Source organism: Labrenzia sp. CP4 (assembly GCF_001579905.1).
GTDB classification, from domain to species: domain Bacteria; phylum Pseudomonadota; class Alphaproteobacteria; order Rhizobiales; family Stappiaceae; genus Roseibium; species Roseibium algicola.
In genome coordinates this window covers 2,889,869-2,913,459 of record NZ_CP011927.1, presented here as the reverse complement: position 1 = coordinate 2,913,459, position 23,591 = coordinate 2,889,869, and the positions used below count along the sequence as shown (strand labels likewise).

18 protein-coding genes are annotated in these 23,591 nt (G+C 58.0%); 9 read left to right on the top strand and 9 right to left on the bottom strand.

The window, feature by feature from the left end:
* Positions 1–136: 136 nt before the first annotated feature.
* Both ACP90_RS13575 and ACP90_RS13570 read right to left on the bottom strand, forming a co-directional pair.
* Positions 137–1,183, bottom strand: a complete 1,047-nt coding sequence (locus ACP90_RS13575; protein ID WP_145915773.1) for a sensor histidine kinase — start codon at positions 1,181–1,183, stop codon at positions 137–139.
* A gap of 69 nt (positions 1,184–1,252) precedes the next feature.
* A complete protein-coding gene (locus tag ACP90_RS13570) occupies positions 1,253–1,414 on the bottom strand; it encodes a DUF1328 family protein (RefSeq protein WP_031268407.1) in 162 nt (53 codons plus the stop codon).
* 466 nt (positions 1,415–1,880) lie between these two features.
* Between ACP90_RS13570 and ACP90_RS13565 the strand changes: the two genes are divergently transcribed.
* Both ACP90_RS13565 and glnA read left to right on the top strand, forming a co-directional pair.
* Positions 1,881–2,219: a P-II family nitrogen regulator gene (locus tag ACP90_RS13565; RefSeq protein ID WP_006934743.1), complete on the top strand. Its 339-nt coding sequence runs from the start codon at positions 1,881–1,883 to the stop codon at positions 2,217–2,219.
* Between the two features lie 127 nt (positions 2,220–2,346).
* A complete protein-coding gene (glnA, locus tag ACP90_RS13560; protein WP_062491614.1) occupies positions 2,347–3,756 on the top strand; it encodes a type I glutamate--ammonia ligase in 1,410 nt (469 codons plus the stop codon).
* Between the two features lie 167 nt (positions 3,757–3,923).
* Here glnA and ACP90_RS13555 read toward each other — a convergent pair whose 3' ends face one another.
* Together ACP90_RS13555 and ACP90_RS13550 are read right to left on the bottom strand one after the other, a co-directional pair.
* The gene (locus ACP90_RS13555) at positions 3,924–4,970 is read right to left on the bottom strand and encodes a P1 family peptidase (protein ID WP_062488648.1); all 1,047 of its coding nucleotides are present in this window, start codon (positions 4,968–4,970) and stop codon (positions 3,924–3,926) included.
* A gap of 110 nt (positions 4,971–5,080) precedes the next feature.
* On the bottom strand, positions 5,081–5,353 hold the full coding sequence (locus ACP90_RS13550) for a hypothetical protein (protein ID WP_031268405.1): 273 nt from the start codon (positions 5,351–5,353) through the stop codon (positions 5,081–5,083).
* 183 nt (positions 5,354–5,536) lie between these two features.
* Here ACP90_RS13550 and ACP90_RS13545 point away from each other — a divergent pair, with 183 nt between their 5' ends.
* Positions 5,537–5,755, top strand: coding sequence for a hypothetical protein (locus tag ACP90_RS13545; protein WP_022998411.1), 219 nt, complete (start codon positions 5,537–5,539; stop codon positions 5,753–5,755).
* 123 nt (positions 5,756–5,878) lie between these two features.
* Positions 5,879–7,132, top strand: a complete 1,254-nt coding sequence (tyrS, locus tag ACP90_RS13540) for a tyrosine--tRNA ligase (protein WP_062488647.1) — start codon at positions 5,879–5,881, stop codon at positions 7,130–7,132.
* A gap of 127 nt (positions 7,133–7,259) precedes the next feature.
* Here tyrS and ACP90_RS13535 read toward each other — a convergent pair whose 3' ends face one another.
* Positions 7,260–10,505: an AsmA-like C-terminal domain-containing protein gene (locus ACP90_RS13535; RefSeq protein ID WP_208993528.1), complete on the bottom strand. Its 3,246-nt coding sequence runs from the start codon at positions 10,503–10,505 to the stop codon at positions 7,260–7,262.
* A gap of 245 nt (positions 10,506–10,750) precedes the next feature.
* Here ACP90_RS13535 and bcp point away from each other — a divergent pair, with 245 nt between their 5' ends.
* The 4 genes from bcp (at position 10,751) to ACP90_RS28635 (ending at position 13,531) form a co-directional block, all read left to right on the top strand.
* Positions 10,751–11,218 carry a thioredoxin-dependent thiol peroxidase gene (gene bcp / locus ACP90_RS13530; protein WP_062491612.1) on the top strand — a complete coding sequence of 156 codons (468 nt, stop codon included), beginning with the start codon at positions 10,751–10,753 and terminating at the stop codon, positions 11,216–11,218.
* Positions 11,219–11,274: 56 nt separating this feature from the next.
* Complete coding sequence (locus ACP90_RS13525) at positions 11,275–12,087, top strand: ferritin-like domain-containing protein (RefSeq protein ID WP_208993582.1); 813 nt, start codon at positions 11,275–11,277, stop codon at positions 12,085–12,087.
* A gap of 90 nt (positions 12,088–12,177) precedes the next feature.
* A complete protein-coding gene (locus ACP90_RS28640) occupies positions 12,178–12,834 on the top strand; it encodes a hypothetical protein (protein ID WP_062488645.1) in 657 nt (218 codons plus the stop codon).
* Between the two features lie 40 nt (positions 12,835–12,874).
* Positions 12,875–13,531 (top strand): M23 family metallopeptidase, encoded by a 657-nt coding sequence (locus ACP90_RS28635; protein ID WP_062488644.1) that lies wholly within the window; start codon positions 12,875–12,877, stop codon positions 13,529–13,531.
* 72 nt (positions 13,532–13,603) lie between these two features.
* On the opposite strand, the gene prfB is transcribed toward ACP90_RS28635, so the two are convergent.
* From prfB to ACP90_RS13500, 3 genes are all read right to left on the bottom strand, one after another.
* Positions 13,604–14,735, bottom strand: a protein-coding gene (prfB, locus tag ACP90_RS13510) for a peptide chain release factor 2 (protein WP_139314079.1) whose coding sequence is annotated in 2 segments (ribosomal slippage) — positions 13,604–14,668 and positions 14,670–14,735 — 1,131 coding nt in all. Because the reading frame shifts where the segments join, the coding sequence is not laid out codon by codon here.
* A 160-nt stretch (positions 14,736–14,895) separates the two neighbouring features.
* Positions 14,896–17,367: a penicillin-binding protein 1A gene (locus ACP90_RS13505; protein WP_062491600.1), complete on the bottom strand. Its 2,472-nt coding sequence runs from the start codon at positions 17,365–17,367 to the stop codon at positions 14,896–14,898.
* Between the two features lie 188 nt (positions 17,368–17,555).
* A complete protein-coding gene (locus ACP90_RS13500) occupies positions 17,556–18,833 on the bottom strand; it encodes an N-acetylmuramoyl-L-alanine amidase (protein WP_055656584.1) in 1,278 nt (425 codons plus the stop codon).
* Between the two features lie 688 nt (positions 18,834–19,521).
* Between ACP90_RS13500 and ACP90_RS13495 the strand changes: the two genes are divergently transcribed.
* Entirely contained in the window at positions 19,522–22,332 is a 2,811-nt protein-coding gene (locus ACP90_RS13495; RefSeq protein ID WP_062488643.1) for a ribonuclease E/G, read from the top strand.
* 78 nt (positions 22,333–22,410) lie between these two features.
* Here the strand turns inward: ACP90_RS13495 and ACP90_RS13490 are convergent, their stop codons facing one another.
* On the bottom strand, positions 22,411–23,580 hold the full coding sequence (locus ACP90_RS13490) for a pyridoxal phosphate-dependent aminotransferase (RefSeq protein ID WP_062488642.1): 1,170 nt from the start codon (positions 23,578–23,580) through the stop codon (positions 22,411–22,413).
* Between the last annotated feature and the right edge of the window lie 11 nt (positions 23,581–23,591).

The window sequence follows — 23,591 nt, the reverse complement described above, 5'->3', positions numbered from 1 at the left end:
TTTCAAAATATCATCATAACATTTGTTAATTTCAATATTCATTGAAGTATTTAAAAACAACCATTCCGAGAACGCCCTACAACCGTCGACCAGCCGAATGAGTTACTGCGAGAAGTGAAGAATTTGAACGCAGAATTCAAGCCCGAAGCAAGTCTTCACCCACTTCCCGCCGAACGTTGTACTCAGTCTTCGGAAACACCATGCTGTAATCTATTCCGTCAGGGGAGATGCTCAATTCGGCAGACCCGCTCAGGGATTGCGGCAGCACTGTTTCGAGCAGCAAGGCGGAAAATGCGGTTCTGTCACCATCTGCTTCACCTGCGGCAAGCGCCTTTTTGGTGTCTACCCTGCCCCTCTCTCCTGCATTCCAGTTGAGAACGAGGCACAACCGGCCCTGCCTCATCACCGTTTTGCAGGTGAGCAATATTCCCTGGTCAGCCGAAGCCCAGCCGACGTCCAGTGTTGCGGCGATCAATTCATGCAAGCCCAAGCCGATGTAAAGCGCAGCATTGGGGGTCAGCAAAGGGTTTTCGCCCGTCATGGAGATGGGAATGACCCGCTTTGAATCAAACAGCGTGCGTTGAGCTCGGGCAAGATCGAACAGGCGAACACCGAACCAGTCAGCTTCCGTCACAAGATCCTGTGAATTTGAAAGGGAAAAGATCCGCCCCTGAAACTCGGCAAGAAACTGCTCGAGCGACCCGGCGTAGCGGGCGGACTGGCCTGCCAGGCTCTGGATGACAGCCAAAAGGTTCTTCGATCTGTGACTGACTTCCAGCAGCAAATCCTTGAGTGCCTGCTCTCGTCGGCGGCTTTCCGTAACATCGACAATGGTTGTCAGCACCTGGGTGATGCCTTCAACACCGGCAATCGTTTCGATGTGAATCTCGAAAACGTGGCCACCTTCAGCCATCACCTCGAGCTTTTCCGACCGCCCCGTCTGCAGCACTGTCTTCTTGGCGTCGTCGAGCTGCCTGCCCACGGATTGACCGAAGACCGTTTCGTCCTTCGGGATTTCTCCCTCGGGCACCGACCATATGTGAGGCAGGTTCGCGATATAAAGGTATTGAAGCGCGTCGTCCTGCAAGGTGACGCAGGCACGCGAACGAAGCAATGCGAGAATGAGATATTCTCGAAGCTGCTCATCAGACTGGCTGGCGTTATGCCATGTGAGCCTGCGCACGGATAACCTCACATTAAAATCAAAAGAAGCGAACCCCGATGGCGTTTCGTGGGTCCAGGATATTCGTGACTACCTTCGTAGCATGCCCGCAATCAGGGAAAGCACAAAAACTGCAAGGAACAGCCCGATCAAGATTTGTGCAATCGAAGCCGACATGCCCGCCATTCCAAAAAACCCGAACAAACCCGCGACGAGAGCAATGGCCACCACAGCCAAAGCGTAGAAAAGCATAGCCGTCTCCATATTCCAGTTCTTCTGCAACGCGTAAGGGCGGGGATGGTTCCTCATTCCGGAAATCAGCCAGGAACTGCCCGTACATCGGAGCAACGCACCCGGCAGCGCCGGCAGGAGCTGTCGATTGACTTGAGATTGTGCAAAATCATGCAACCACTGAGCAGGGCAATCTCATCCGATTGCTAAAATTCAGCCTATTTTTTAGGCTCTTTGCTTATTTTGTGATCATATGACAAATGGGATAGGCGACTGACCACCACCCCGCTGATGGAATTTGCCGCTTTTAGTGGCGGATTTCCCAGCGCGGGTAAAATTTACGGGTTGTCATGGCCGTTTGGCACACATCGTGCTTTATAGGTTGCAACGGTCCCTTCCGGGCCCGACCGGGTCGTTTTGTCCCGCAGGATCGGAAAAGGGCACGCCGAAATTATCCGGCCTTAAAAGTGGAGAGAGACACAAGGTGATGAAAAAGATCGAAGCGATCATCAAACCCTTCAAATTGGACGAGGTCAAAGAAGCTCTGCAAGAGGTCGGTCTCCAGGGCATCACCGTTACGGAAGCCAAGGGCTTCGGCCGTCAGAAAGGCCACACGGAACTCTATCGCGGCGCTGAATATGTCGTGGATTTCCTGCCGAAGGTGAAAGTGGAAATTGTACTTGGCGACGACATGGTCGAGAAAGCCGTTGACGCAATCAGATCCGCTGCGCAAACAGGCCGCATTGGCGACGGCAAGATTTTCGTTTCAAATATCGAAGAAGCAGTCCGTATCCGTACCGGTGAATCCGGCATAGACGCTATCTGACCCACCCATTCCGGCATTTGCCGGCAATCCGAATTCCGGTCCCACGCAACGGAGCCAAATTTAAGACACTCTGCCGGGCCGGAACAGTACCCAACCGTTCACATGAAAAACTAAAGGGATGGACATTATGACCACTGCCGCTGAAATCCTTAAGGAGATTCAGGAAAAAGACGTGAAATTCGTCGACCTGCGCTTTACCGATCCTAAGGGTAAAATGCAGCACGTCACCATGGACGTAGTACTCGTTGACGAAGACATGTTCGCTGAAGGCGTCGCTTTCGACGGTTCGTCAATCGCAGGCTGGAAGGCCATCAACGAGTCCGACATGATGCTGATCCTGGATCCGGAATCCGCACACATCGACCCGTTCTTCGCACAGTCCACCATGGCGATCTTCTGCGACATCGTCGACCCGGTCACCGGTGAAGGCTACAACCGCGACCCGCGCATGACCGCGAAGAAGGCAGAAGCCTACGTGAAGTCCGGCGGCTTCGGCGACACCATTTTCGTCGGCCCGGAAGCTGAATTCTTCATGTTCGACGACGTCCGCTTCACTGCCGACCCGTACAACACCGGCTTCCTGCTCGACAGCTCCGAACTACCGTCCAACATGGGTTCCGAGTACGAAACCGGCAACCTGGGCCACCGTCCGCGCACGAAGGGCGGCTACTTCCCGGTTCCGCCGATCGACAGCGCGCAGGACATCCGTTCCGAAATGCTGTCCGTCATGGCCGAAATGGGCGTTCCGACAGAAAAGCATCACCACGAAGTGGCTGCTGCACAGCACGAACTCGGCATGAAGTTCGATCACCTGACCCGTTGCGCCGACAACATGCAGAAGTACAAGTATGTCGTCCACCAGGTCGCACATGCTTACGGCAAGACGTCCACCTTCATGCCGAAGCCGGTATTCGGTGACAACGGCACCGGCATGCACTGCCACCTGTCCATCTGGAACAACGGCGAGCCGACCTTTGCCGGCAACCAATATGCCGACCTTTCGGAAAGCTGCCTGTACTTCATCGGTGGTATCCTGAAGCACGCCAAGGCCCTGAACGCCTTCACCAACCCGTCGACCAACTCCTACAAGCGTCTAGTCCCGGGCTACGAAGCACCGGTTCTGCTGGCCTATTCCTCGCGTAACCGTTCGGCTTCCTGCCGTATTCCGTTCACCGCCTCTCCGAAGGCTAAGCGCGTTGAAGTTCGCTTCCCGGATCCGTCCGCGAACCCGTACCTCTGCTTCTCCGCCCTGCTGATGGCCGGCCTCGACGGGATCAAGAACAAGATCCACCCGGGCGACGCGATGGACAAGAACCTCTACGACCTTCCGGCCGAAGAGCTTGCAGAAATCCCGACCGTTTGCGGCTCCCTGCGCGAAGCACTGGAAGCAGTCGATGCAGACCGTGAGTTCCTGAAAGCCGGCGGCGTGTTCGACGACGACCAGATCGATGCTTACATCGAACTGAAGATGGAAGAAGTCGAGCGTTTCGAAATGACCCCGCACCCGGTCGAATTCGACATGTACTACTCTGTCTGATCCCTTCGGGTTCAAACATGCGGAAAGGCCGGGCATTTGCCCGGCCTTTTTGTTTTCCGAGCATCCCGCTTTCCATGCCTCAGCGCAAAAGTGAGTTGGTTACCACCGACGGTTCCTCAAGCAGCCTTGGCCAGCCTGACAAGCCCCACGAGAAAATCGCGAGCGACCTAGGCGTGCCCGTCAAGCCAATCCGCAAGAGACGGCCGTTTGCTACGCCCCCTCCCACGCATGGCGGGAGACGCGATCATCGCATTGAGTACAGACTCCTGCGTCGTTTCAGCTGCTGCCTGAAACAGGACATCGATCTTGTCTTCCTTGAGAATATCGCGAACGACGAAATCGCCCTCCTCGAAATGGGCAATCTTGCAGGCAGTTGAAAAGGCAAGTGCGATATCGCCGCTTCCATTGCCGTAGTAGGCACCCAGCCGCGCCAAACCCGCCCCGGCTCTGCGGGCAATGCGTTTCAGTTGCCGGCTTTCAAGAGGCACATCAGTCGCCAGAACAACGATGACCGAACCGCGTTCTTCGCTATGGCGCGCCTCCTTGGGATGCGGTCTGCGTCCATCCGGCAGGACAAGGTCTCCGGGGCGGCCGAAATTGGCAAGCACCAGGGCGGCAAGTCTGTGCTGACGGCCTCCAAGCTCAAAGAGGCGGGAGGCCGAACCGATACCCCCTTTGAAGCCGAACGCGCTCATGCCCGTCCCTGCCCCGACACTGCCCTGCTCCACCGTCGAACCTGCAGCCTTCAGAGCCGCTTCCGCATCGGCTTCGCTCAAGGCCATTGCCTGAATATCGCTCAGGTAGCCGTCATTGCACTCCATCACCACCGGATTGATGGTGCCTGTGGACCGGCCTATTTCAGGATTTTCGGCAATTGCCCTGCGGATGAGCGCATTCACACCGGTTCCAACGCCAAAGGTGTTGGTCAGAAGGATCGGCGTTTCCAGTGTCCCGAGTTCATCGACCTGTATCAAACCAGCACTCTTTCCGAAGCCGTTGATCACCTCGACGGCGGCAGGAAGTTTCTCGCGAAAGAGATTGCCCGGGTGCGGCACGATTGCCGTGAAACCGGTTCTGAGGTCGCCCTCGCACATGGTTCTGTGCCCAACCGCAATACCATCGATGTCCGCAAGGGTATTCAGGGGGCCGGGTTCCAGAGTGCCGCATATGAGGCCATGAACGCGAGTGGGAGAGAGCGAGGGAAAGGAAGACATGGAACACCGGACGAATAATTTCACTGTCCCGTGTTGAAAAGGAGGTTCAACCAAATCTCAAGACGAAAAAGCCTCCCGAAGGAGGCCATTCGCTTGTGCTGTGGATGAGATCAGTAACAGACGCGCTGGTATCCGACGACGATATACCGACCATGGTAAGGGCTCCACCGGGTCACGGGCCGGTTCTGGCAACGGACCGGCTGGTAGTAGCGCGGCTGAGCCTGGGAGGCGATGATAGCGCCGGCAGCAAGGCCGATGATGGCACCTGCAGCAATCGCGCCACCATGACGGTTCTTGGCATGAGCTTCGTTCGGGGTAATGGTGACGGCAGCGGTTGCCATGGTGGCGACTGCGACGGCGGCTATTGCAAACTTGCGAAACATGACGGCTCCTTTCAATTGTTGAACAGCGGCTTTCGTTGCGCTGCTAATGAATTGAATGTAGGCGCCGCCTGCTATGTTGGCTGTGACTGTGATCACGCTGCGTCACTTTCGCCAGTGTGTGTGACGGGGCGTGTTGGGAAAACGTTGGGGACCTGGGGTCTCACAAATAAGTAGGAGTTATCCATGTGGGTGATTATGGCCGTATCCATTCAGCTTTTGAGCGGTCCCAATGTCTGGCCGGTCGCCGATGAAGGCACTTTTCAGGATGAAGCGGAATGTCAGGCTGCCTTGAGCGAAGCCGTTCCGCGGACACTCTCGGAAGGCATGCGCCTTGCCTGGGAGGGGGGCGAACTGAAATTCGTCTGCGTGAAGGTGCGCGCCAACGGCCAGGTCGGCAACTAACCAGCGGCAGAGCGCTGCAGCGTCCTGATTTTCCGGCAGGCGCAATTTACAAGTCCTGCGGCACGCGCTAGAGCACGACCGCAGGAATGCCGGCAGGCACACAAGACGGACGGACAGGCGACTATGAGCGAGTTCAAATCGGACTTTCTAAACGTTCTTTCAGAACGCGGTTTCATTCATCAGATCTCGGACCCGAAGGGCCTGGACGAGCTTTGCGCGAAAGAAACCGTAACGGCCTATATTGGTTTCGATTGCACCGCACCGAGCCTTCATGCCGGGTCTCTCGTGCCGATCATGATGCTACACTGGTTCCAGAAGACCGGCCACCGGCCGATTGCCCTCATGGGCGGCGGCACCACGCGCGTCGGTGATCCGTCCGGCAAGGACGAATCCCGCAAGATGCTCACCGAAGAGCTGATCGAGGACAACAAGGCCGGCATCCGCAAGGTCTTCGAGAAACTTCTCACCTTCGGTGACGGTCCGACAGACGCCATCATGCTGGACAATGCGGACTGGCTTCTGAAGCTCAATTACGTTGACTTCCTTCGCGACATCGGCCGGCATTTCTCGGTCAACCAGATGATCCAGCGCGACAGCGTGCGCCTGCGTCTGGAACGCGAACAGCATCTGTCCTTCCTCGAATTCAACTACATGCTCCTGCAGGGCTACGACTATCTGGAAATTTACCGTCGCACCGGTTGCCGGCTACAGATGGGCGGCTCCGACCAGTGGGGCAACATCCTGTCCGGCACCGATCTCGTTCGCCGTCTGGCAGAAGTCGAAGCCTTTGCCCTCACCTCTCCGCTTCTGACCACGTCGTCGGGTGCAAAGATGGGCAAGACTGCCGCCGGCGCTGTGTGGCTCAACGAAGAGCAGCTTTCCGCCTATGACTACTGGCAGTACTGGCGCAACACGGAAGACGCCGATGTGGAGCGTTTCATGAAGCTCTTCACAGTTCTTCCTATGGACGAAATTGCCCGTCTTGCGGCACTGCAAGGCTCGGAGATCAACGAGGCCAAGAAGATACTGGCTACGGAAGCGACTGCCCTGATCCATGGTCGGGAAAACGCTGAAGCTGCTGCCGAGACCGCCCGCAAGGCATTTGAAGAAGGCCAATCCGCCGAAGGCCTGCCAACGGTAGAAATTGCCAAGGCCGAACTGGAAGCCGGTATCGGTGTGCTTTCCGCATTCGTGAACGCAGGCCTGTGCGCCTCGAATGGAGACGTCCGCCGCAACATCAAGGGTGGCGCGGTCAAGATCAACGACAAGGGCGAGCAGGACGACAAGCGCCAGATCACGCTTGCTGATCTGACCGGCGACGGCATCGTCAAACTGTCGCTCGGCAAGAAAAAGCACGTGCTCCTAAAGCCGGTCTGAGCTGAAGCACTCCAGAACTGACAAAAAAGCCGGGCACCGCCCGGCTTTTTTGTTCGGCAATAAGAGAAACAGGAACAAAGGCCTACGGTGGCAGACTGGTGCGCCGGACATCGGCTAGTGCAATTGCTCAGTTCGCCTGAAACTCGAACATCTTGCGGAAAATGCCCGGTGCTATCGCCGAAATCGGGTTGACCGAGAGCACCGGGTCGGACACCGAACCAGACAAGCGATAGGTCACACCGATCAGGCCTTCTCCGGAATTGCCACCGAGCGCAAAGCCCAGCAGCGGGATCTTGGCGAAAAAATTGTTGAGAGCGTAGATCGGCACGAAGGTACCGGTAAGGTTGAGCGTCTGCTGCGACAGATCCACCGAGCCGCTGACAGTTCCTCCCAGTGCATTGCCCTGGAGAGCTCCGCGACTGATGGTCAGCAATTCGCCTTCCCGTGAGAAATTGATATCCAGCGTTTCGAAACTGGCGGTGTCCGCAGCTTCGTTGGTATTGATCGCACGCCCGTCCGGGATGCGATTAGAGCGGTTCTGCTCGCGAATACGCTGAATGGCCGGATCTTCCGTGATCCGCAGTGAGCGCACGTTGAAATCGCCGACCCAGCTGTTCTCGTCGGCCATCGCCACATTCAGGACCCCGGTTCCACCGCGCATACGCTTGTAGAGGTCAAGGAAACGCAGTGTTGCGCCTGTGTTTGCAAAACGGCCAATTGCCGCCTGCGTGCCGCCCTGGTCCGTCACCGTGAATTCGAAATTCGCACGGCCGTTCACAAGTCCCTTCAAGTCCGCAGAGACCAGTCCCTTGGCACCGGTATCGATCTTGCCCGAGAATTTCTCGATCGCCTGATTATTGAACCCGGTGACACGGTCAATATTGGCGGCAATTCTTGCACCGCCCGAAAAATCACCCGCTCCCTTGCTGCCGCCGGGGCTCCGCATGCTCTTGATCAGGCCGCGCCCGTCAAAGGAAGATCCGGCGAAGATGATGTCGTAGCGTCCGTCCGTCGCCTTCTGGATATCGACTTCGACATTGTCGCCCGGACGCAGCTTGAATGTATTGAACGATGCGCTGACAAGATCGCCGGCCATCGACAGTTGCATCGAACCGGCAACATCGACGCCCTCTGATACCAGCTTGAAGTCCTTCACACGGCGCTGTGTGTCCGTCTCAACCAGCTTGAAAGACGCCGTTGCGGGAACACCCTTGGCTTTTTGCCAGCCGAGCGCCTGCAGCCGGACATCCGTCTGTTTCAGGTCGATGACGAATTCCTGTCCGTCGCTGACCTTTGCAACGCTCAACGTCATGTTGCCTTGGAGAAAGGCGGTCAGATCCACCCCCTTCTCTTTCAGCTGCTTCGCGTTGAGCGCAACAACAACATCCTGTCGTGCCGCAACACCGGATTCGCCCAAGGGCACCACAAGGTCGATATCGGCCTGCAATCCGTCGAGTATCCCCTTGCCGGTAATCGCGACCTGATCCTTGTTGGCCTCCAGCGCAACATCCGACTTGCGCACCGTGTGCCCCATGATCGGATTGCTGTCCGAGAAATTCGTCAGACGGCCTGTCGCCTGCCAGTCGATATCGGCAAGATCGATTTCATTGCCCAAGGGAAACGAAGCAGTGAATTCAAGTTCTCCCGCCCCTTCGACGCCATCATTCTTCAGATCAGCCCGGTCCAGCACGCGGAAAGGCGCACTGTTGACCATCGCACCAAGGTCGCTCGCCGATCCCTCCATGCGGGTCTTCACGCTTGCCATCTTGCCGTCCCGCAAAGGCAGGTTCTGGATCGCGAAGACACCATCCGGCAGGGTAACCTCGCCACCATTTGCGGCCGTCGCCGTTCCGCCTGTCGCGGTCACGGTCAGTGTCTCGTTTTCAATTGTGAGCGTACCGTCGAGGCCATCAATCTGCGGAACGTCCCCAACAGGCGTGACTGCACCATCGGAAAACGTCATGTCCAGGCGCATGTCGTCCCCCGCCCAGCCCGGGTCCGGATCCCGCGGATCAAATGCCGGCGGGCGGAGCGCGCCCGTATAGGAAACGGTCTCGATCAAGCCGCTTTTCAGGCGTTCGATGATCCAGCGGCGCGCCGGCGGCACAAGCGTGATCGGCCAGAGCTGCTTTGCCACTGCAACCGGTATCAACTCCCCATCAGCGGCCAGCGCCAGATAAGGTCCTTCCGGTGTAATCTGCAGCGAGGCGACACCATGCACGACGGCCTTGCCCGAGCGAGCCGTGAAGCGGTCGACGGAGAGCAATTTTTCAAGCGGATCGAAACGCGCACGAATCTGGACGCCGTCCAGCATATGCGGCTCTTCGGGAACATCGGCTGAACCGAACTGCGGATATTCCGAATCCAGATTGATCTGCCACTCGGGACTATCACCAGCAACCGGCGAAACAGACCCCGTGAAGAAGATGCGTGAATTGCCGCGAATGACGTGCGAACTGGTAATTTCAATTGCGTCTTGTCCCGCCTCGAACAACAGGGACAGTGCTGCATCGTCAAAAGCGACCAGTGTCTTGCCAAGCTGGAACCAGCCGTTGCGCACACGCGCAACCGCATTGGCGGAGACGAACTTACCATCGCCTGTCAGTCTGCTCTCGATTTTGGCGGAGGCCGGAAGTCCCAGCCCCTTGCCCTGCACCGATTTCGCGTTTGGCCCCAGCAGTTCGGCAAGGGTGATTCCGTTGACCACGACCCCGATGCTCTTGGCATTCGCACCCGGCGGCGCGTTGCGCGCAAGCTCCAGTCGCCAGGTGGAGATATTGCCGGCAACTCGCGCGAACGCCCGTATCGAACGGTTGTCGTCACGCAGGATGTCCGCGTCAATGCCTCGGTATCGTCTGGGGATGGAACCGGCCAACTCGAAAGAAGCGTCACGGATCTTGACGAAGCTGAGGCCTCGGCGGGCAAACTGATCGTCCACTACATCGCTGACCCTGTCGACGGCTTCCATGAGCGGCCCCATTTCCGGAAACTTCGCCGGCCCGCCAGCCAGGACAATCCGCACATGGGGCCTTGTCAGGATTAGAGACGAAAAATGGAGCTTCCCGGAGAGCAGTGCATCCCGGTTCAGCGGCGCAGTCAGTTCAGGAAGACTGATGCTTACAGGTGACCCACCGGCGATCTCCGCCCTGGCATCCGAAATCAGGATATTGATGCCGTCCGGCGCAGTAAAATCGACACTTGCGCTGCCAATGGAAAGTTCAACCTGCCCTCGGGTGCCTTGATAGGCCAGCAGGCTGCTTAGAAGCGGAATGTGCACCGGCCCGGTTGCAAACAGAATGGCGATCCCGGCTACAAGACCAACCAGAACGGCGGCGACGACGTAGCGCAAGCGCTTGCGTTTTTTCGGCGTCACTTTGGCCGTGTCCTGAGATCCGCCGGTTTTAGGCAAATACGTCAATCCAATCTTTCGCCTGCATGCGTAAGACAGGCGCTTGGGTTCGGGTTCGGAGCAAAGCGCCGGGTTACCTCACTACAGCTCCGGACGAGTCGCTGAGCGATTGATGATACTGCGAAAGCTTTGCTAAAAGCGACCGCAGCCATTGTAGACGCAGCCGGAAACCGGCATTAACGCACAAACTTTGACAGAAGGAAGGCATGATGAGCGAATTGGCCGTCGGGGATGTCGCACCGGATTTCGAACTGGAAGGTGATGGCGGCAACAAGGTGTCGCTGAGCGCCCTCAAAGGAAAACCCGTCGTAGTGTATTTTTATCCCAAGGATGACACGCCGGGCTGCACAAAGGAGGCTATTGCCTTCACTGAACAGTCCGATGCATTTGCCAAACTTGGCGTTACCATTATCGGGCTCTCGCCTGACACAGCCGCCAAACACGACAAGTTCATCGCCAAGCACAATCTGGCGATCAGACTGGGGGCGGACACGGAAAAGGAAGTCGCGGAGGCCTATGGGGTCTGGGTGGAAAAATCCATGTACGGCAAGAAATACATGGGTGTGGAACGCACCACCTTTCTCGTCGGTGCAGACGGCAAGATCGCCGAGATCTGGCGCAAGGTGAAAGTTCCAGGGCACGCGGATGCCGTTCTTGAGGCTGCGCGGGCCCTGTGAGTTCCCCACTGGAAACGGCAACCGGCAGCGCCTGGAAGGTGACCGGAAGGGACAACTTGCCGCACACTCTGGTTGCCGGAGCGCGAGCAATCGTGTGCGCTTCCGATACAGCCGAAAAAGTGCGGCTTGCCTATGCTGTCTCCAGGGCCTGGTTTCAGCGTGAACTCGCTCTCGGATCTCCCTCGAGAGATGGTGCGATGCCGGATCGGCCGGGCCGGCCGGAAAAACCTGTTCTGCTTGCACCGCGAGACATGCCAAAACGCAGCTTGAAGGGCAAGGCGGGCCGCCTTGCCCTGATTCACTCCCTGGCACACATCGAGCTCAATGCAGTGGACCTGACATGGGACCTGATCGGACGCTTCGCGCACGTCACGCTGCCCAGGTCCTACTATGACGACTGGGTGCGAGTCGGGCTTGAGGAAGCCAAGCATTTTGCCATGCTGCAGGAGCGCCTGGCGAAACTGGACGCCACCTACGGAGACCTGCCTGCCCACGACGGTCTCTGGCAGGCTGCGCAGGACACCGGACACGACCTTGCTGCCCGCCTTGCCATCATCCCGTTGGTACTCGAGGCAAGAGGCCTCGACATCACGCCACCGATGATCGAAAAAGCCCGCGAAATCGATGACGAAGACACCGCCAAATGTCTCGACATCATCTATCGGGACGAGAAAAACCATGTCGCCTTTGGCGCAAAATGGTTTCGGTTTCTGTGTGACCGGCAGGGAATCAGGCCTGAGTCGGCATTCCACACCTATGTGCGCCGTCACTTCAGGGGTCCGTTAAAACCTCCCTTCAACGATCGCGCGCGTTCCGAAGCCGGACTAACTCCCGGTTTTTACAAGCCTCTTGCGCCTCTCATCGGATAAATTTCACTGCCGTGAAGACGAATTATTAACCTTACCAAATTCTAATCAGGCTCAGATCTTTTGCAGAATGCAGGCAGTGACTGAGTGACAATGCAACAGCGCCAAGAATCGACGCGGACCTATCAAGCCCCCCGGACAGAGCCACATCATCCGGTTCTGGAAAAGGGCGAGAAGACGACCACGTACAGTGTAAGGCCGGTTCATCTTATTTGCGGTGCAATCGGCTGCGTGACGGCAACCTTGGCGGTTGCAGGCACAATTGGCTACTACGCCCTGCGCAGTGACATGATAGCCGAGGCCAGCGCTGAAAGAACAGAGCTGGTGCTGGAGTATCAGGACCACATCGACCGCCTGCGTACCGAGATTGCAAATCTGACGAGCCGCCAGATGGTCGACAGGGAAACCGTCGAGATCCAGGTAATGGACGTTCTGCGCCGGCAGCAGGACCTCAATCAGCGCCATGCCATCGTGGCCGACCTGGTTGCCAGGGCAGAAAGCGTCGGTATCTACCTCAGCAACGACAAGCCCCTGCCCCCGGAGAAACCTTCGCTCGACGAGCGCAACCTCGCTTCCCTGGATGGTAGCGACAAATCTGCAATCGGCGGCGAAAGCGAGTTGATCGAGGAACCGGTAAAGGCATTGGGATTGCGCGATGGTTCCACAAGATCCTTCGATCCTCTGGCTATTCTGCAGCAGCCGGCAACCGATACCGCAACGCCGGATACCGACGTAAAAAAAAAACTCTGAGAAACAGGCTGCCCTCGACGCGGTAAAGGCCGACATCTCCATGATGGACGAAGAAAGTACGGCGGCCGTCGATGCGATCACGATCGCGACGGAAGGCCGTATTGAGGACATCCTCCGCATCACGCGCTCTATCACGCCCGGCCTCAACGCCACACTGCGTGAAAAGACCTCCCTCGGCGGCCCGTTCCAGCCGATAAACGACGAGAACTTTCCAGACCGTCTGGACCGCGCAAACACAGCCCTGGACACACTGCGACGCGTGAAATTTACCGCACTGCGTCTGCCGATCAAACGGCCGGTCCGGAACGGCTCCGTGTCAAGCACCTACGGCCCTCGGGTTGATCCGTTCCTGGGCCGGCTGGCCATGCACACTGGCATCGACTTCAAGGCCCCTTACGGCGCACGCGTATTCGCAACGGCACCCGGCACAGTGATCAGCGCGGGACGTAACGGTGGCTACGGCAAGATGGTGGAGATCCGTCATGCGAACGGGTTCGTCACCCGCTATGCTCATATGAGCCGCATCCAGGTATCGGAAGGCGACCATGTTCTGGCGGGCGATCTCGTCGGCAATGTCGGCTCCACCGGTCGCTCCACAGGTCCACATCTCCACTACGAGATCCGCCGGCATGACAAGCCCGGCAATCCGGCAGCTTTCCTGGCGGCAGGCGATCGCTTCTCGGCACTCGACCTTTGAAGGGTGAACAAGGCCGAAACAAAAAAACGGGGCCGAATGGCCCCGCTTTCAATTGTATTTTCCACTGTGCCGTTAGTCGATATCGGCGACTTCGACCGGATCTCCACCAAAGACGCGCTGTGCCAGCGCAGCTTCCATGAATTCATCCAGATCGCCATCGAGAACATCGCCCGGAGACGTGCTCTCAACGCCCGTGCGCAGGTCCTTGACCAACTGATAGGGCTGAAGCACGTAAGAGCGGATCTGGTGCCCCCAGCCGATGTCGGTTTTCGAAGCAGCTTCGGCGTTGGCCGCTTCTTCGCGCTTCTTCAACTCCGCTTCATAAAGGCGGGCCTTCAGCATCGACCAGGCCGTTGCCCGGTTCTTGTGCTGTGAGCGCTCGGACTGACACTGCACCACGATACCGGTCGGCTGGTGCGTGATACGCACGGCGGAATCGGTCGTGTTGACGTGCTGACCACCTGCACCGGAGGCGCGGTAGGTATCAATGCGGCAATCACTTTCGTTGATGTCGATCTCGATGGAATCGTCAATCACCGGATAGACCCAGGCACTGGAGAAGCTGGTGTGGCGGCGGGCGTTGCTGTCATAGGGCGAAATCCGCACGAGGCGATGCACGCCCGATTCGGTCTTCAGCCAGCCATAGGCATTCTCGCCCTTGATCAGCAAGGTCGCAGACTTGATGCCCGCTTCTTCACCGTCATGATATTCCAGCACTTCGACCTTGAAGCCTCGCTTTTCCGCCCACCGGCGGTACATGCGAAGCAACATGGACGCCCAGTCCTGGCTCTCGGTACCACCGGCACCGGAGTTGATTTCCAGGTACGTGTCGTTCGCATCGGCCTCACCGGACAGCAGCGAATTGAGCTGCAGCTGGTTGACCTTGCCCTTGAGACCACGAAGCGCTTCCTCGGCATCGGTAATGACGGACTTGTCGTCTTCCATCTCGCCGAGTTCAATCAGTTCGATATTGTCGGAAAGGTCCTGCTCCAGCGACTTGATGCCACCAATGCTGTCATCAAGCTGCTGACGCTCGCGCATCAGCTTCTGGGCCTTGGACGGCTCATTCCAGAGGTTCGGATCTTCGGAAAGGGCGTTCAGCTCTTCAAGTCGGACGACGGCTTGATCCCAGTCAAAGATGCCTCCTCAGCAGGCTTATGGCCTGCTTGATTTCATCGACGATCGCTTCCATTTCGGCGCGCATCGGATACCTCGCTTTTGATGTGAAGCGGCCCGGTCTCCAGCAAGAGGCACCGGGCCGAGAATTGGAGCGGGACATTACCCAAGCAGGACTTCACTGTAAACCGTCGAAAAGGATCTCGCGATGACCTGACAGTCGGCCAGCCCCTGCAAGAACAGACGGGCTAGTAAAGACCGCCTGTACCGACCGTAACGGCCTGTTGCGCTTCCGGAGAAACCGCAGTCGGAACTCCCATGGTGTCCTGGAACCCGATGACGGAGTAACTGTCCGGCGGGGCCATGCCCGGCTTGAAGGCTTCCAGAATCGACCCCGGATCGCCGGCAGCGGTTCTAAGACCGGTACGGCGGTTGATCGGGATCAGCTGAAGACCCTTGGGTACACGGAATTCCACCGGCGGCTTGTCGGCCAGAGCAGTCTTGACGAACTCGGTGAAGATCGGCGCCGCCACCTGACCGCCGGTTGCCCCGCGGCCCATCGGTTTCGGATTGTCGAAGCCCACAAACACGCCCACCGCAAGATCCGGTGTAAAGCCCATGAACCAGGCGTCTTTTTCGTCGTTGGTGGTGCCGGTCTTGCCGGCGACCGGACGACCAACCGCACGAACGGACGTTGCCGTACCGCGCTGAACCACGCCTTCCATCATAGATGTGATCTGATAGGCAGTCATCGGGTCGAGTACCTGCTCGCGGTCGTCGATCAGGGTCGGTTCGTCCTGGCCTTCCCACACATCCTGCGTACAGCCGTCACAGATACGGCTGTCATGCTTGTAGATGGTGCGGCCGTAACGGTCCTGAATACGGTCGATCAGGGTCGGTCGAACTTTCCTGCCGCCATTTGCGATGGTCGCATAAGCGGTGGTCAGCCGCAGCACGGTGGTTTCCCCCGCACCAAGTGACATGGACAGAACCGGAAGCATGTTGTCGTAAATGCCGAAACGCTTCGCATATTCTGCGACCAGCGGCATGCCCATGTCCTGAGCGAGCCGAACAGTCATGACGTTCCGCGAGAGCTCGATACCTGTGCGCAGGGTCGACGGACCGTAGAATTTGCCGCCGTAGTTCTGCGGGCGCCATGTGCCGAGACCCGGGCCCTGGCTGATTTCCAGAGGCGCGTCCATGATCACGGAAGACGGCGTGTAACCGTTGTCGAGAGCGGCTGCGTAAAGGAACGGCTTGAAGGACGATCCTGGCTGCCGGTAGGCCTGCGTTGCACGGTTGAATTCACTCTGCGCAAAGCTGAAACCACCGACAAGTGCAAGGACACGGCCGGTATAGGGATCCATCGCCACCAGAGCACCCGACACCTTCGGGATCTGACGAAGCTCATAGGTTCCAGGCGCAACCGGGCTTTCCTGGACATAAACAACATCGCCAGGCGTCAGCACATCGGAAACGGCGCTCGGTGCCCTGCCCTTGACCCGGGCCCATTTCATGGTGCTCAGGAACATCGGGCCGGTCTTGCGTTCTTCGGAAAGCTGGCCACTGACCTGCCGTTCCGGCTGAACGCCAATCTTGGCCTCTTCACCGCCAGCTTCCAGAACCACCGCGAGTTTCCACTCCGGCAGATCGCTCAGGGCTTCCACCTTGGCCAGATCGATGCCCCAGTCGGCACCAAGGGTGATCTTGTCGACAGGGCCATTCCAGCTGCCACGCTGATGATCGAAGGCAATCAAACCGTCCATCAACGACTTGCGGGCCAGTTTCTGCATTTCGGGGTCAAGCGTCGACCGCACCGAAAGCCCGCCTTCGTAAAGGCGCTTGTCGCCGAAGATGTCAGCCACTTCGCGGCGGACTTCCTCGGTGAAGTACTCGGCAGCAAACAGGCGAGAGCCGGTTTCACGCGGCTTGACGACAATCGGTTTCTGTTTGGCTTCCTCGCCGTCCTGAGCGCTTACGTAACCATCTGCGATCATACGGTCGATCACGTAGTTGCGGCGCGCAATGGCGGCCTCTGTCTTCCTGTAAGGATGATAGTTGCTCGGACCTTTCGGCAGCGCTGCCATATAGGCGATTTCTTCAAGCGACAGTTCGTGAACCGACTTGTCGAAATAGATCAGCGAAGCGGCCGCGACGCCGTAGGCCCCGAAGCCGAAATAGATCTCATTGAGATAGAGCTCGAGAATTTCGTCCTTGGTATAGGCCTGCTCGATGCGCAGGGAAAGGACCGCTTCTTTCACCTTGCGCTCATACGCGGCGGAACGGCGTTCACGCTCTTCGCTCACGAGATCGGACAAGAGGAAGTTCTTTGCGACCTGCTGCGTGATGGTCGAAGCGCCTTCCGGACGACGGCCGGACCCATAGTTCTGGATGAAACGCACCGCCGCACGGGCAATGCCTTCCGGGTCAACACCAATGTGGGTGTAGAAATTCTTGTCTTCGGCTGCGACAAACGCCTGCTTGACGCGATCCGGGATCGCCTGGATCGGCAGGAACATGCGCCTTTGAGTCGCGTATTCGGCCATAAGACTACCGTCAGCGGCATGCACACGCGTCATGACCGGTGGCTCATAGTTCTTCAGGGCGGTATAATCCGGCAGATCCTTCGTCAGGTCCTGCAGGTACATCCAGACCCCGGCGGCAATCAGCAGCGCAAAGATCGCGCCGATTCCGAACAGGTAGCCAAAAAACTTCACCAAAAATTTCATACCGCGGGCTCGTCTTTCCCCGTTCTTAGCGCTTCCAGCTTTTTAACACGGAAACATTTGCTCAGCATCACCGATGCCGACAGTCGCACAAACTTGTCTGCCTTCCTCGTGCACCAATATGGCGATGCTGAGGCAATCGCCAGTGCTAACCTGCCATTTTGAAAGCAATGCAAGGATTTTTACTGTGACGGTGCTGCTTGTTGCCGCGCAAGCCGCGGCCGGAAAAACCCGTGAACAGCCTCGGTCATGGCATTCGCCATGCGTTCACGCCATTCGTCGGAAATCAGAAGCTTCTCGTCATGTTCGTTGGAGAGATAGCCGAGCTCGACCAGCACCGAGGGCACATCATGGGCTTTCAACACCCGAAAACCCGCAGAACGATGCGGATTGTTGATCAGCCGGACAGCGCTTTTCAGCTCGTCCACCAGCGACCTGGCGAAATAGACCGAAAACGACCTCGTTTCGCGTCGCGCAAGATCGATCAGGATATCTGTCACCTCTGTTGGCTCTTCCGTCAGATCCACACCAGCGATGACGTCCGACATGTTTTCCGATTGGGCCAGATCTTCGGCCAGTTGGTCCGACGCCCTGTCTGAAATTGTGTAGACGGTTGCGCCACGCGCCAATTTCTGACCGCGCCGGACAGAATCGGCGTGAATGGAGACGAAGAGATCGGCTTCGAGTTCATGACCGATTTCAACTCGGCGCCCCAGCGGGATGAATGTGTCATCATCCCGGGTAAGTTGAACGTTGTAGAGCCCGCTTTCGTCCAGCTTTTCCTTGAGCAGTTGAGCGAAGTCGAGAACGATCGCTTTTTCGAGAGTTCCGTGGACGCCTGTCGCCCCGGTGTCGATACCGCCATGCCCCGGATCGAGGACGATCAGCGGCTTGTCTCTGTTCTTTGGAGCAGTCAACCGGTCACTTTTCGGTGCGGAATCACTCCCGGCGACGACGCGCTTGGGCCTTGAGGTCTCGACAAAGGTGTCGAATTCGTCGGCTGTCGCGCTGACAAGGTCCACAACAAGCCGCGCAGGCTGGTCATCGACAGCCGGCAGGAAAAATGTCTTGTCGACCTTCACCGGTCCCGTCAGGTCCATCACCACACGGGATCTTCCAACCGCAAAGAGGCCGAAGCGCCAGTCGGTGACAAGCCCTCGCCCGCTCTCGCCAGAATCGGCCGGCAGCGAAAATGTCACTTCGGGAAGGTCAATGATCAGCCGGGCCGGATTGGCAAGGCCGGAGATGGTCGGTGTCACCTGACGGTTCATATCAAGAACGAATCGCGTGCGCGCCTCGTCTCCCGCCACGCGCGCTCCGGTTACCCGGGCCTTTTCCGGTTCGGCAGATGCGGCGCAAGTCAGGCCGGCAAACGCAGCAACGCAGATGCTCAAAACCACTGCGAAAGACGTCGCCAGTCTCAAAACAGTGCCCGGTCCCTGGTCTACTTGCGGTTTCATTCTGTCCTTGAACTCAATTATTTCGGCCATGTCGCTCGAAAACTTCGCGTGTTGAGCCCCCGTCAGCCCTGTCATACGCCATCCGCCACGCAAGGAAAATGCCATATCCAATTCACATTGCTTGCAATGCGCTGCGACGGAACGTAAAAGTACCTTACGGATTTCGGTTTGAAACCGATACCTTTCCAGATAGCTGACATGGGTGTCTATCCACAACGCTATCGCATTCCCAGGCCTTCTAACGACAGAACAGAGGCCGTTCTGCCGCTTAAAGACAAGCCCTGGAAGACAGTGGATCTGGTATCGGCACCTCTTTGAGACCGCCCCGCCTCGCGACGTGTTGCCCTTACAAAACGGCAGTTTCCCCGGCGAGGTTTTCGGCGGCCGTTAGGAGCGGACCCATTCCGGAACCGGATGCAAGCCCATTGGCGAAGCCAGGCTGCATACCGGCAGAAGGTACAACGACTTAACTAAAGGGCCTGCGTTGCCTGAAGGACCCGCGCGATGCACATGGTGATCAACATACAGCAAGGTACCGCTTCAGCGGCTGCTTGCGTTGATCATACGACCGCGCCGGGCGCAGACGCTCTTTCTCATCTTAGCAAAACAAATACGGCAGACATCCTCCTGCTGCGCGATGCGCGTTTCGCACATGCGCCCATGAGTGCTGCCGTGGAGAAGTTCAATAATGGCAAACAAAATGCTGATCGACGCGGGCCACCCGGAAGAGACCCGGGTCGTCGTCGTGCGTGGCAATCGGGTTGAAGAATTCGACTTTGAAGCAGCTAATCGGAAGCAACTGCGCGGTAACATATATCTTGCCAAGGTAACCCGGGTCGAACCGTCCCTGCAGGCCGCATTCGTCGAATATGGCGGAAATCGCCACGGGTTCCTCGCTTTCAGCGAAATTCACCCTGACTACTATCAGATCCCCGTTGCCGACCGGGAAGCACTTCTGGCTGCGGAAGCAGCCGACAGACAGCGTGATGATTCGGACGGTGAAGAAAAACCAAAGCGCCGCCGCCGCTCCCGTGCAGCACGAAACGAAGCTGCTGAAACCGTTGCCAGCGACAAGGTTGAGGCGGATACCGCAGAAGGCGACGAAGAGGCCGTAAAAGCCACGGAAGAGCCTGACGCAGTTTCCGAAGAGACTTCAGCCGACGAAACGGATGGCGAAGCCGTATCCGCGCGCAGCACGGACGAAGACGCCTCCGACGAAGATGACGACGAAGCATCCTCTTCCGAGGAAGAAGCGGACGAAGAAGAAGAGGCTCCGGTTCGCTCGCGTGGCCGTGGGCGCGGTCGTCGCCGCCAGCGCCAGAACGACGATGACGATGATGCCGACAATGATGTCGACGCCGTCGAATCCGTCGGCGCGGAAGATGCGATGGAAGAAGTTCCTGAGCGCATTATCCCGCTGCGCAAGCAGTACAAGATTCAGGAAGTCATCAAGCGTCGCCAGATCATTCTGGTGCAGGTAGTCAAGGAAGAGCGCGGCAACAAGGGCGCCGCACTGACGACTTACCTGTCGCTCGCAGGCCGCTATTCCGTGCTGATGCCGAACACCGCTCGTGGCGGCGGCATTTCGCGCAAAATTACCCAGCCGACTGACCGCAAGCGACTGAAGAAGATCGCCTCCGAACTGGATGTGCCGGAAGGCATGGGCGTGATCCTGCGCACCGCCGGTGCAAGCCGGACGAAGGCCGAGATCAAGCGCGACTTCGAATACCTGATGCGGCTTTGGGAAAACGTTCGCGAGCTGACCTTGAAATCCAGTGCTCCAAGCCTCGTCTATGAGGAAGGCAGTCTGGTCAAGCGATCGATCCGCGACCTCTACAACAAGGACATCAACGAGGTCCTGGTTGCGGGCGAAGAAGGCTACCGCGAGGCCAAGGACTTCATGCGCATGCTCATGCCGAGCCATGCGAAGAACGTCCAACCCTACCGCGACCCCTCGCCGCTGTTTATCCGCTACGGTGTCGAACCGCAGCTCGATGCAATGTTCTCGCCGCAGGTTACGCTGAAGTCCGGTGGTTATATCGTCATCAACCAGACCGAAGCTCTGGTCTCGATCGACGTGAACTCCGGCAAGTCAACCCGCGAACACAATATCGAGGACACCGCGCTCCAGACGAACCTGGAAGCGGCGGAAGAAGTGACCCGACAGCTGCGCCTGCGCGATCTTGCCGGCCTGATCGTCATCGACTTCATCGACATGGAAGAGTCGAAGAACAATCGGTCGGTCGAACGCAAGCTGAAGGATTGTCTGAAGAACGACCGCGCCCGCATTCAGGTTGGCCGGATCTCGCACTTCGGCCTGCTGGAAATGTCGCGTCAGCGCATCCGCACCGGCGTTCTGGAAAGCTCGACCACGCCTTGCCCGCATTGCCAGGGCACCGGCATGATCCGGTCTGTGGAATCCGTTGCCCTGCACGTGCTGCGTTCGGTTGAGGACAACCTTCTGAAAGGCGCGTCCCACAACCTGATCATTCGCACCACTACGCAGGTAGCGCTCTATATCCTCAACCAGAAACGTTCGAACCTGGTCGATCTGGAAACCCGCTTCGCCATCGATGTCGAAGTGCATGCGGACGACATGGTCAATGGCCAGCTCTACGTTCTGGAGCGCGGTGCACCGGTCGATCGCGACCGTGTGCCGATGCCGGTTCCTGCGATTGTCCAGCCGGATACGATCGAGATCATCGACGAAGACACCGAACAGCCGGACATCGAGGAATTCGCTCAGGAAGACGACAATGACGGCCGCCGCCGGCGCCGCCGGCGCAAGCGCCGGAGGGGTGGTTCCGATAACCAGCAGGACGATGGCGAATCGCGTCAGGTCAACGCCGAGGCAGACGATGCCGATGGCGATGACGAGCAGCCGCAGGAAGCCCGTTCCGGTGGTGATGAGGACGGTGACGATGAACCGCGTCGCAAGCGCCGCCGTGGACGCCGTGGTGGTCGCCGCGGCCGTCGCAACGGTGACGATATGCAGGCAGAAGGTGGCGCTGAAAACGACGGCGAGACCAATGACGAAACTCGCGAAGCCGCTTCCTCTGAAGAACAGCAGGACGATCAGACCGGTTCTGAAGCCGTAGCCGTCGCCGAAAGCGGTCAGGAATCAGAAGCTGCGGGTGCCGCATCACAGGATGGTGCCCAGGCCGATGAGGCAAAGGCCGTCGATGGCGACACGGTTTCGGACGCTAGCGGCGAAAGCCCTGCGGAAGAAACTGCGCAGCAGGACGGTGCCGCCGTTCCTGTAGAGGCCGATGCGGCAGATGAGACACCGGTGATGGCTGAAGCTGACACCATCGTGGTCGAAACGCCGACTTCCGAACAGCCGATTGCCAGCGAAGCCGATGCCGATGCCGAAGAAGAAGCACCTGCGCGCAAGGCGCCGGCCGAGCCTGTCGTAACCAGCGAAACATCTGGAGACGACGACAAGGAAGACAAGCCGAAACGCGGCGGCTGGTGGCAGCGTGGCCGGTCGTTCTTCTGAACCGGTGACATCAACCAGCTTTGAATTGGAAAAGGCGGCCAGTGTGCCGCCTTTTTTGTTGTCCGATGCGATCGATGATCAGACTGCTTTGAGAAAACCTCTGAGCTTCTCAAGCGCCAACTTCATATCGTCATGCGCACCTGCAAAGGAAAAGCGCAAGAACTCATGACCGTGCACGGGATCGAAATCGACACCGGGCGTTGCCGCGACACCTGCCTCGTGCAGCATACGCCTCGCGAAATCGAGACTGTCCGAGCTGAACTGGCTTATATCTGCATAGATGTAAAAAGCCCCATCTACCGGCAACAGCTTGTCGAGACCGATTTTCGGCAACCCGTCGAGAAGCAAGGCGCGGTTGGCAGCATACCCTGCCTTGACCGCTTCCAGTTCCTGCACCGAGTTGAGTGCTGCTCCCGCAGCGATCTGGGACAGCTCCGGCGGAGAAATATAGAGGCTCTGGGCAATCCGCTCTGTTGGGCGCACCAGTTGCTCCGGCAACACCAGCCAGCCAATGCGCCAGCCCGTCATGCAATAGTATTTCGAGAAACTGTTGACGATAATGACATTCTGCGATGTTTCCAGCGCTGTCTTCTCTTCACCGTCGTAGCAAAGCCCATGGTAGATCTCATCCGAGATGAACCATATGCCCGCCTCGTCGCAATAGCGGATCAGGTCTTCCAGCGCGTCGGCCGTCATCATCGTTCCGGTCGGATTGGCTGGACTGGCAACCAGGACGCCTTTCACAGGACCTTCTTTTTGAGCCTCTTCCAGATGCGCTGGCGTCAGGCTCCACCGGGTTTCCTCCCCGACTTCGATCTCGACCGCAACGAGACCAAGGGCTTTCAGGATGTTGCGATAGGCCGGATAACCGGGAGCCGTCAGGACAATTCGGTCCCCGGGATCAAACGCGGCAAGGAAGGCGAGATTGAAACCGGCGGATGAGCCCGTGGTTGCCATGATCCGCTCGACAGGCACGTCGACGCCATAGGCCGTTCGATAATGCGCAGCCAATGCCTCGCGCAATGGGCGGATGCCAAGCGCTTCGGTGTAGCCGAGACGACCATGATCCAGAGCTTTTCTCGCCATATCCAACGCAGCCTTGGGCGCCGGGGCCGATGGCTGCCCGACTTCCATATGAATGATCTTGCGCCCCTGCGCTTCCAGACGTGCCGCTTCGGCAAGAACATCCATTGCGATGAAGGGGGCAACGTCACTGCGGCGAGACGGCTGAAAAAGAGGCTGGTTCATGTGTCCTGAAA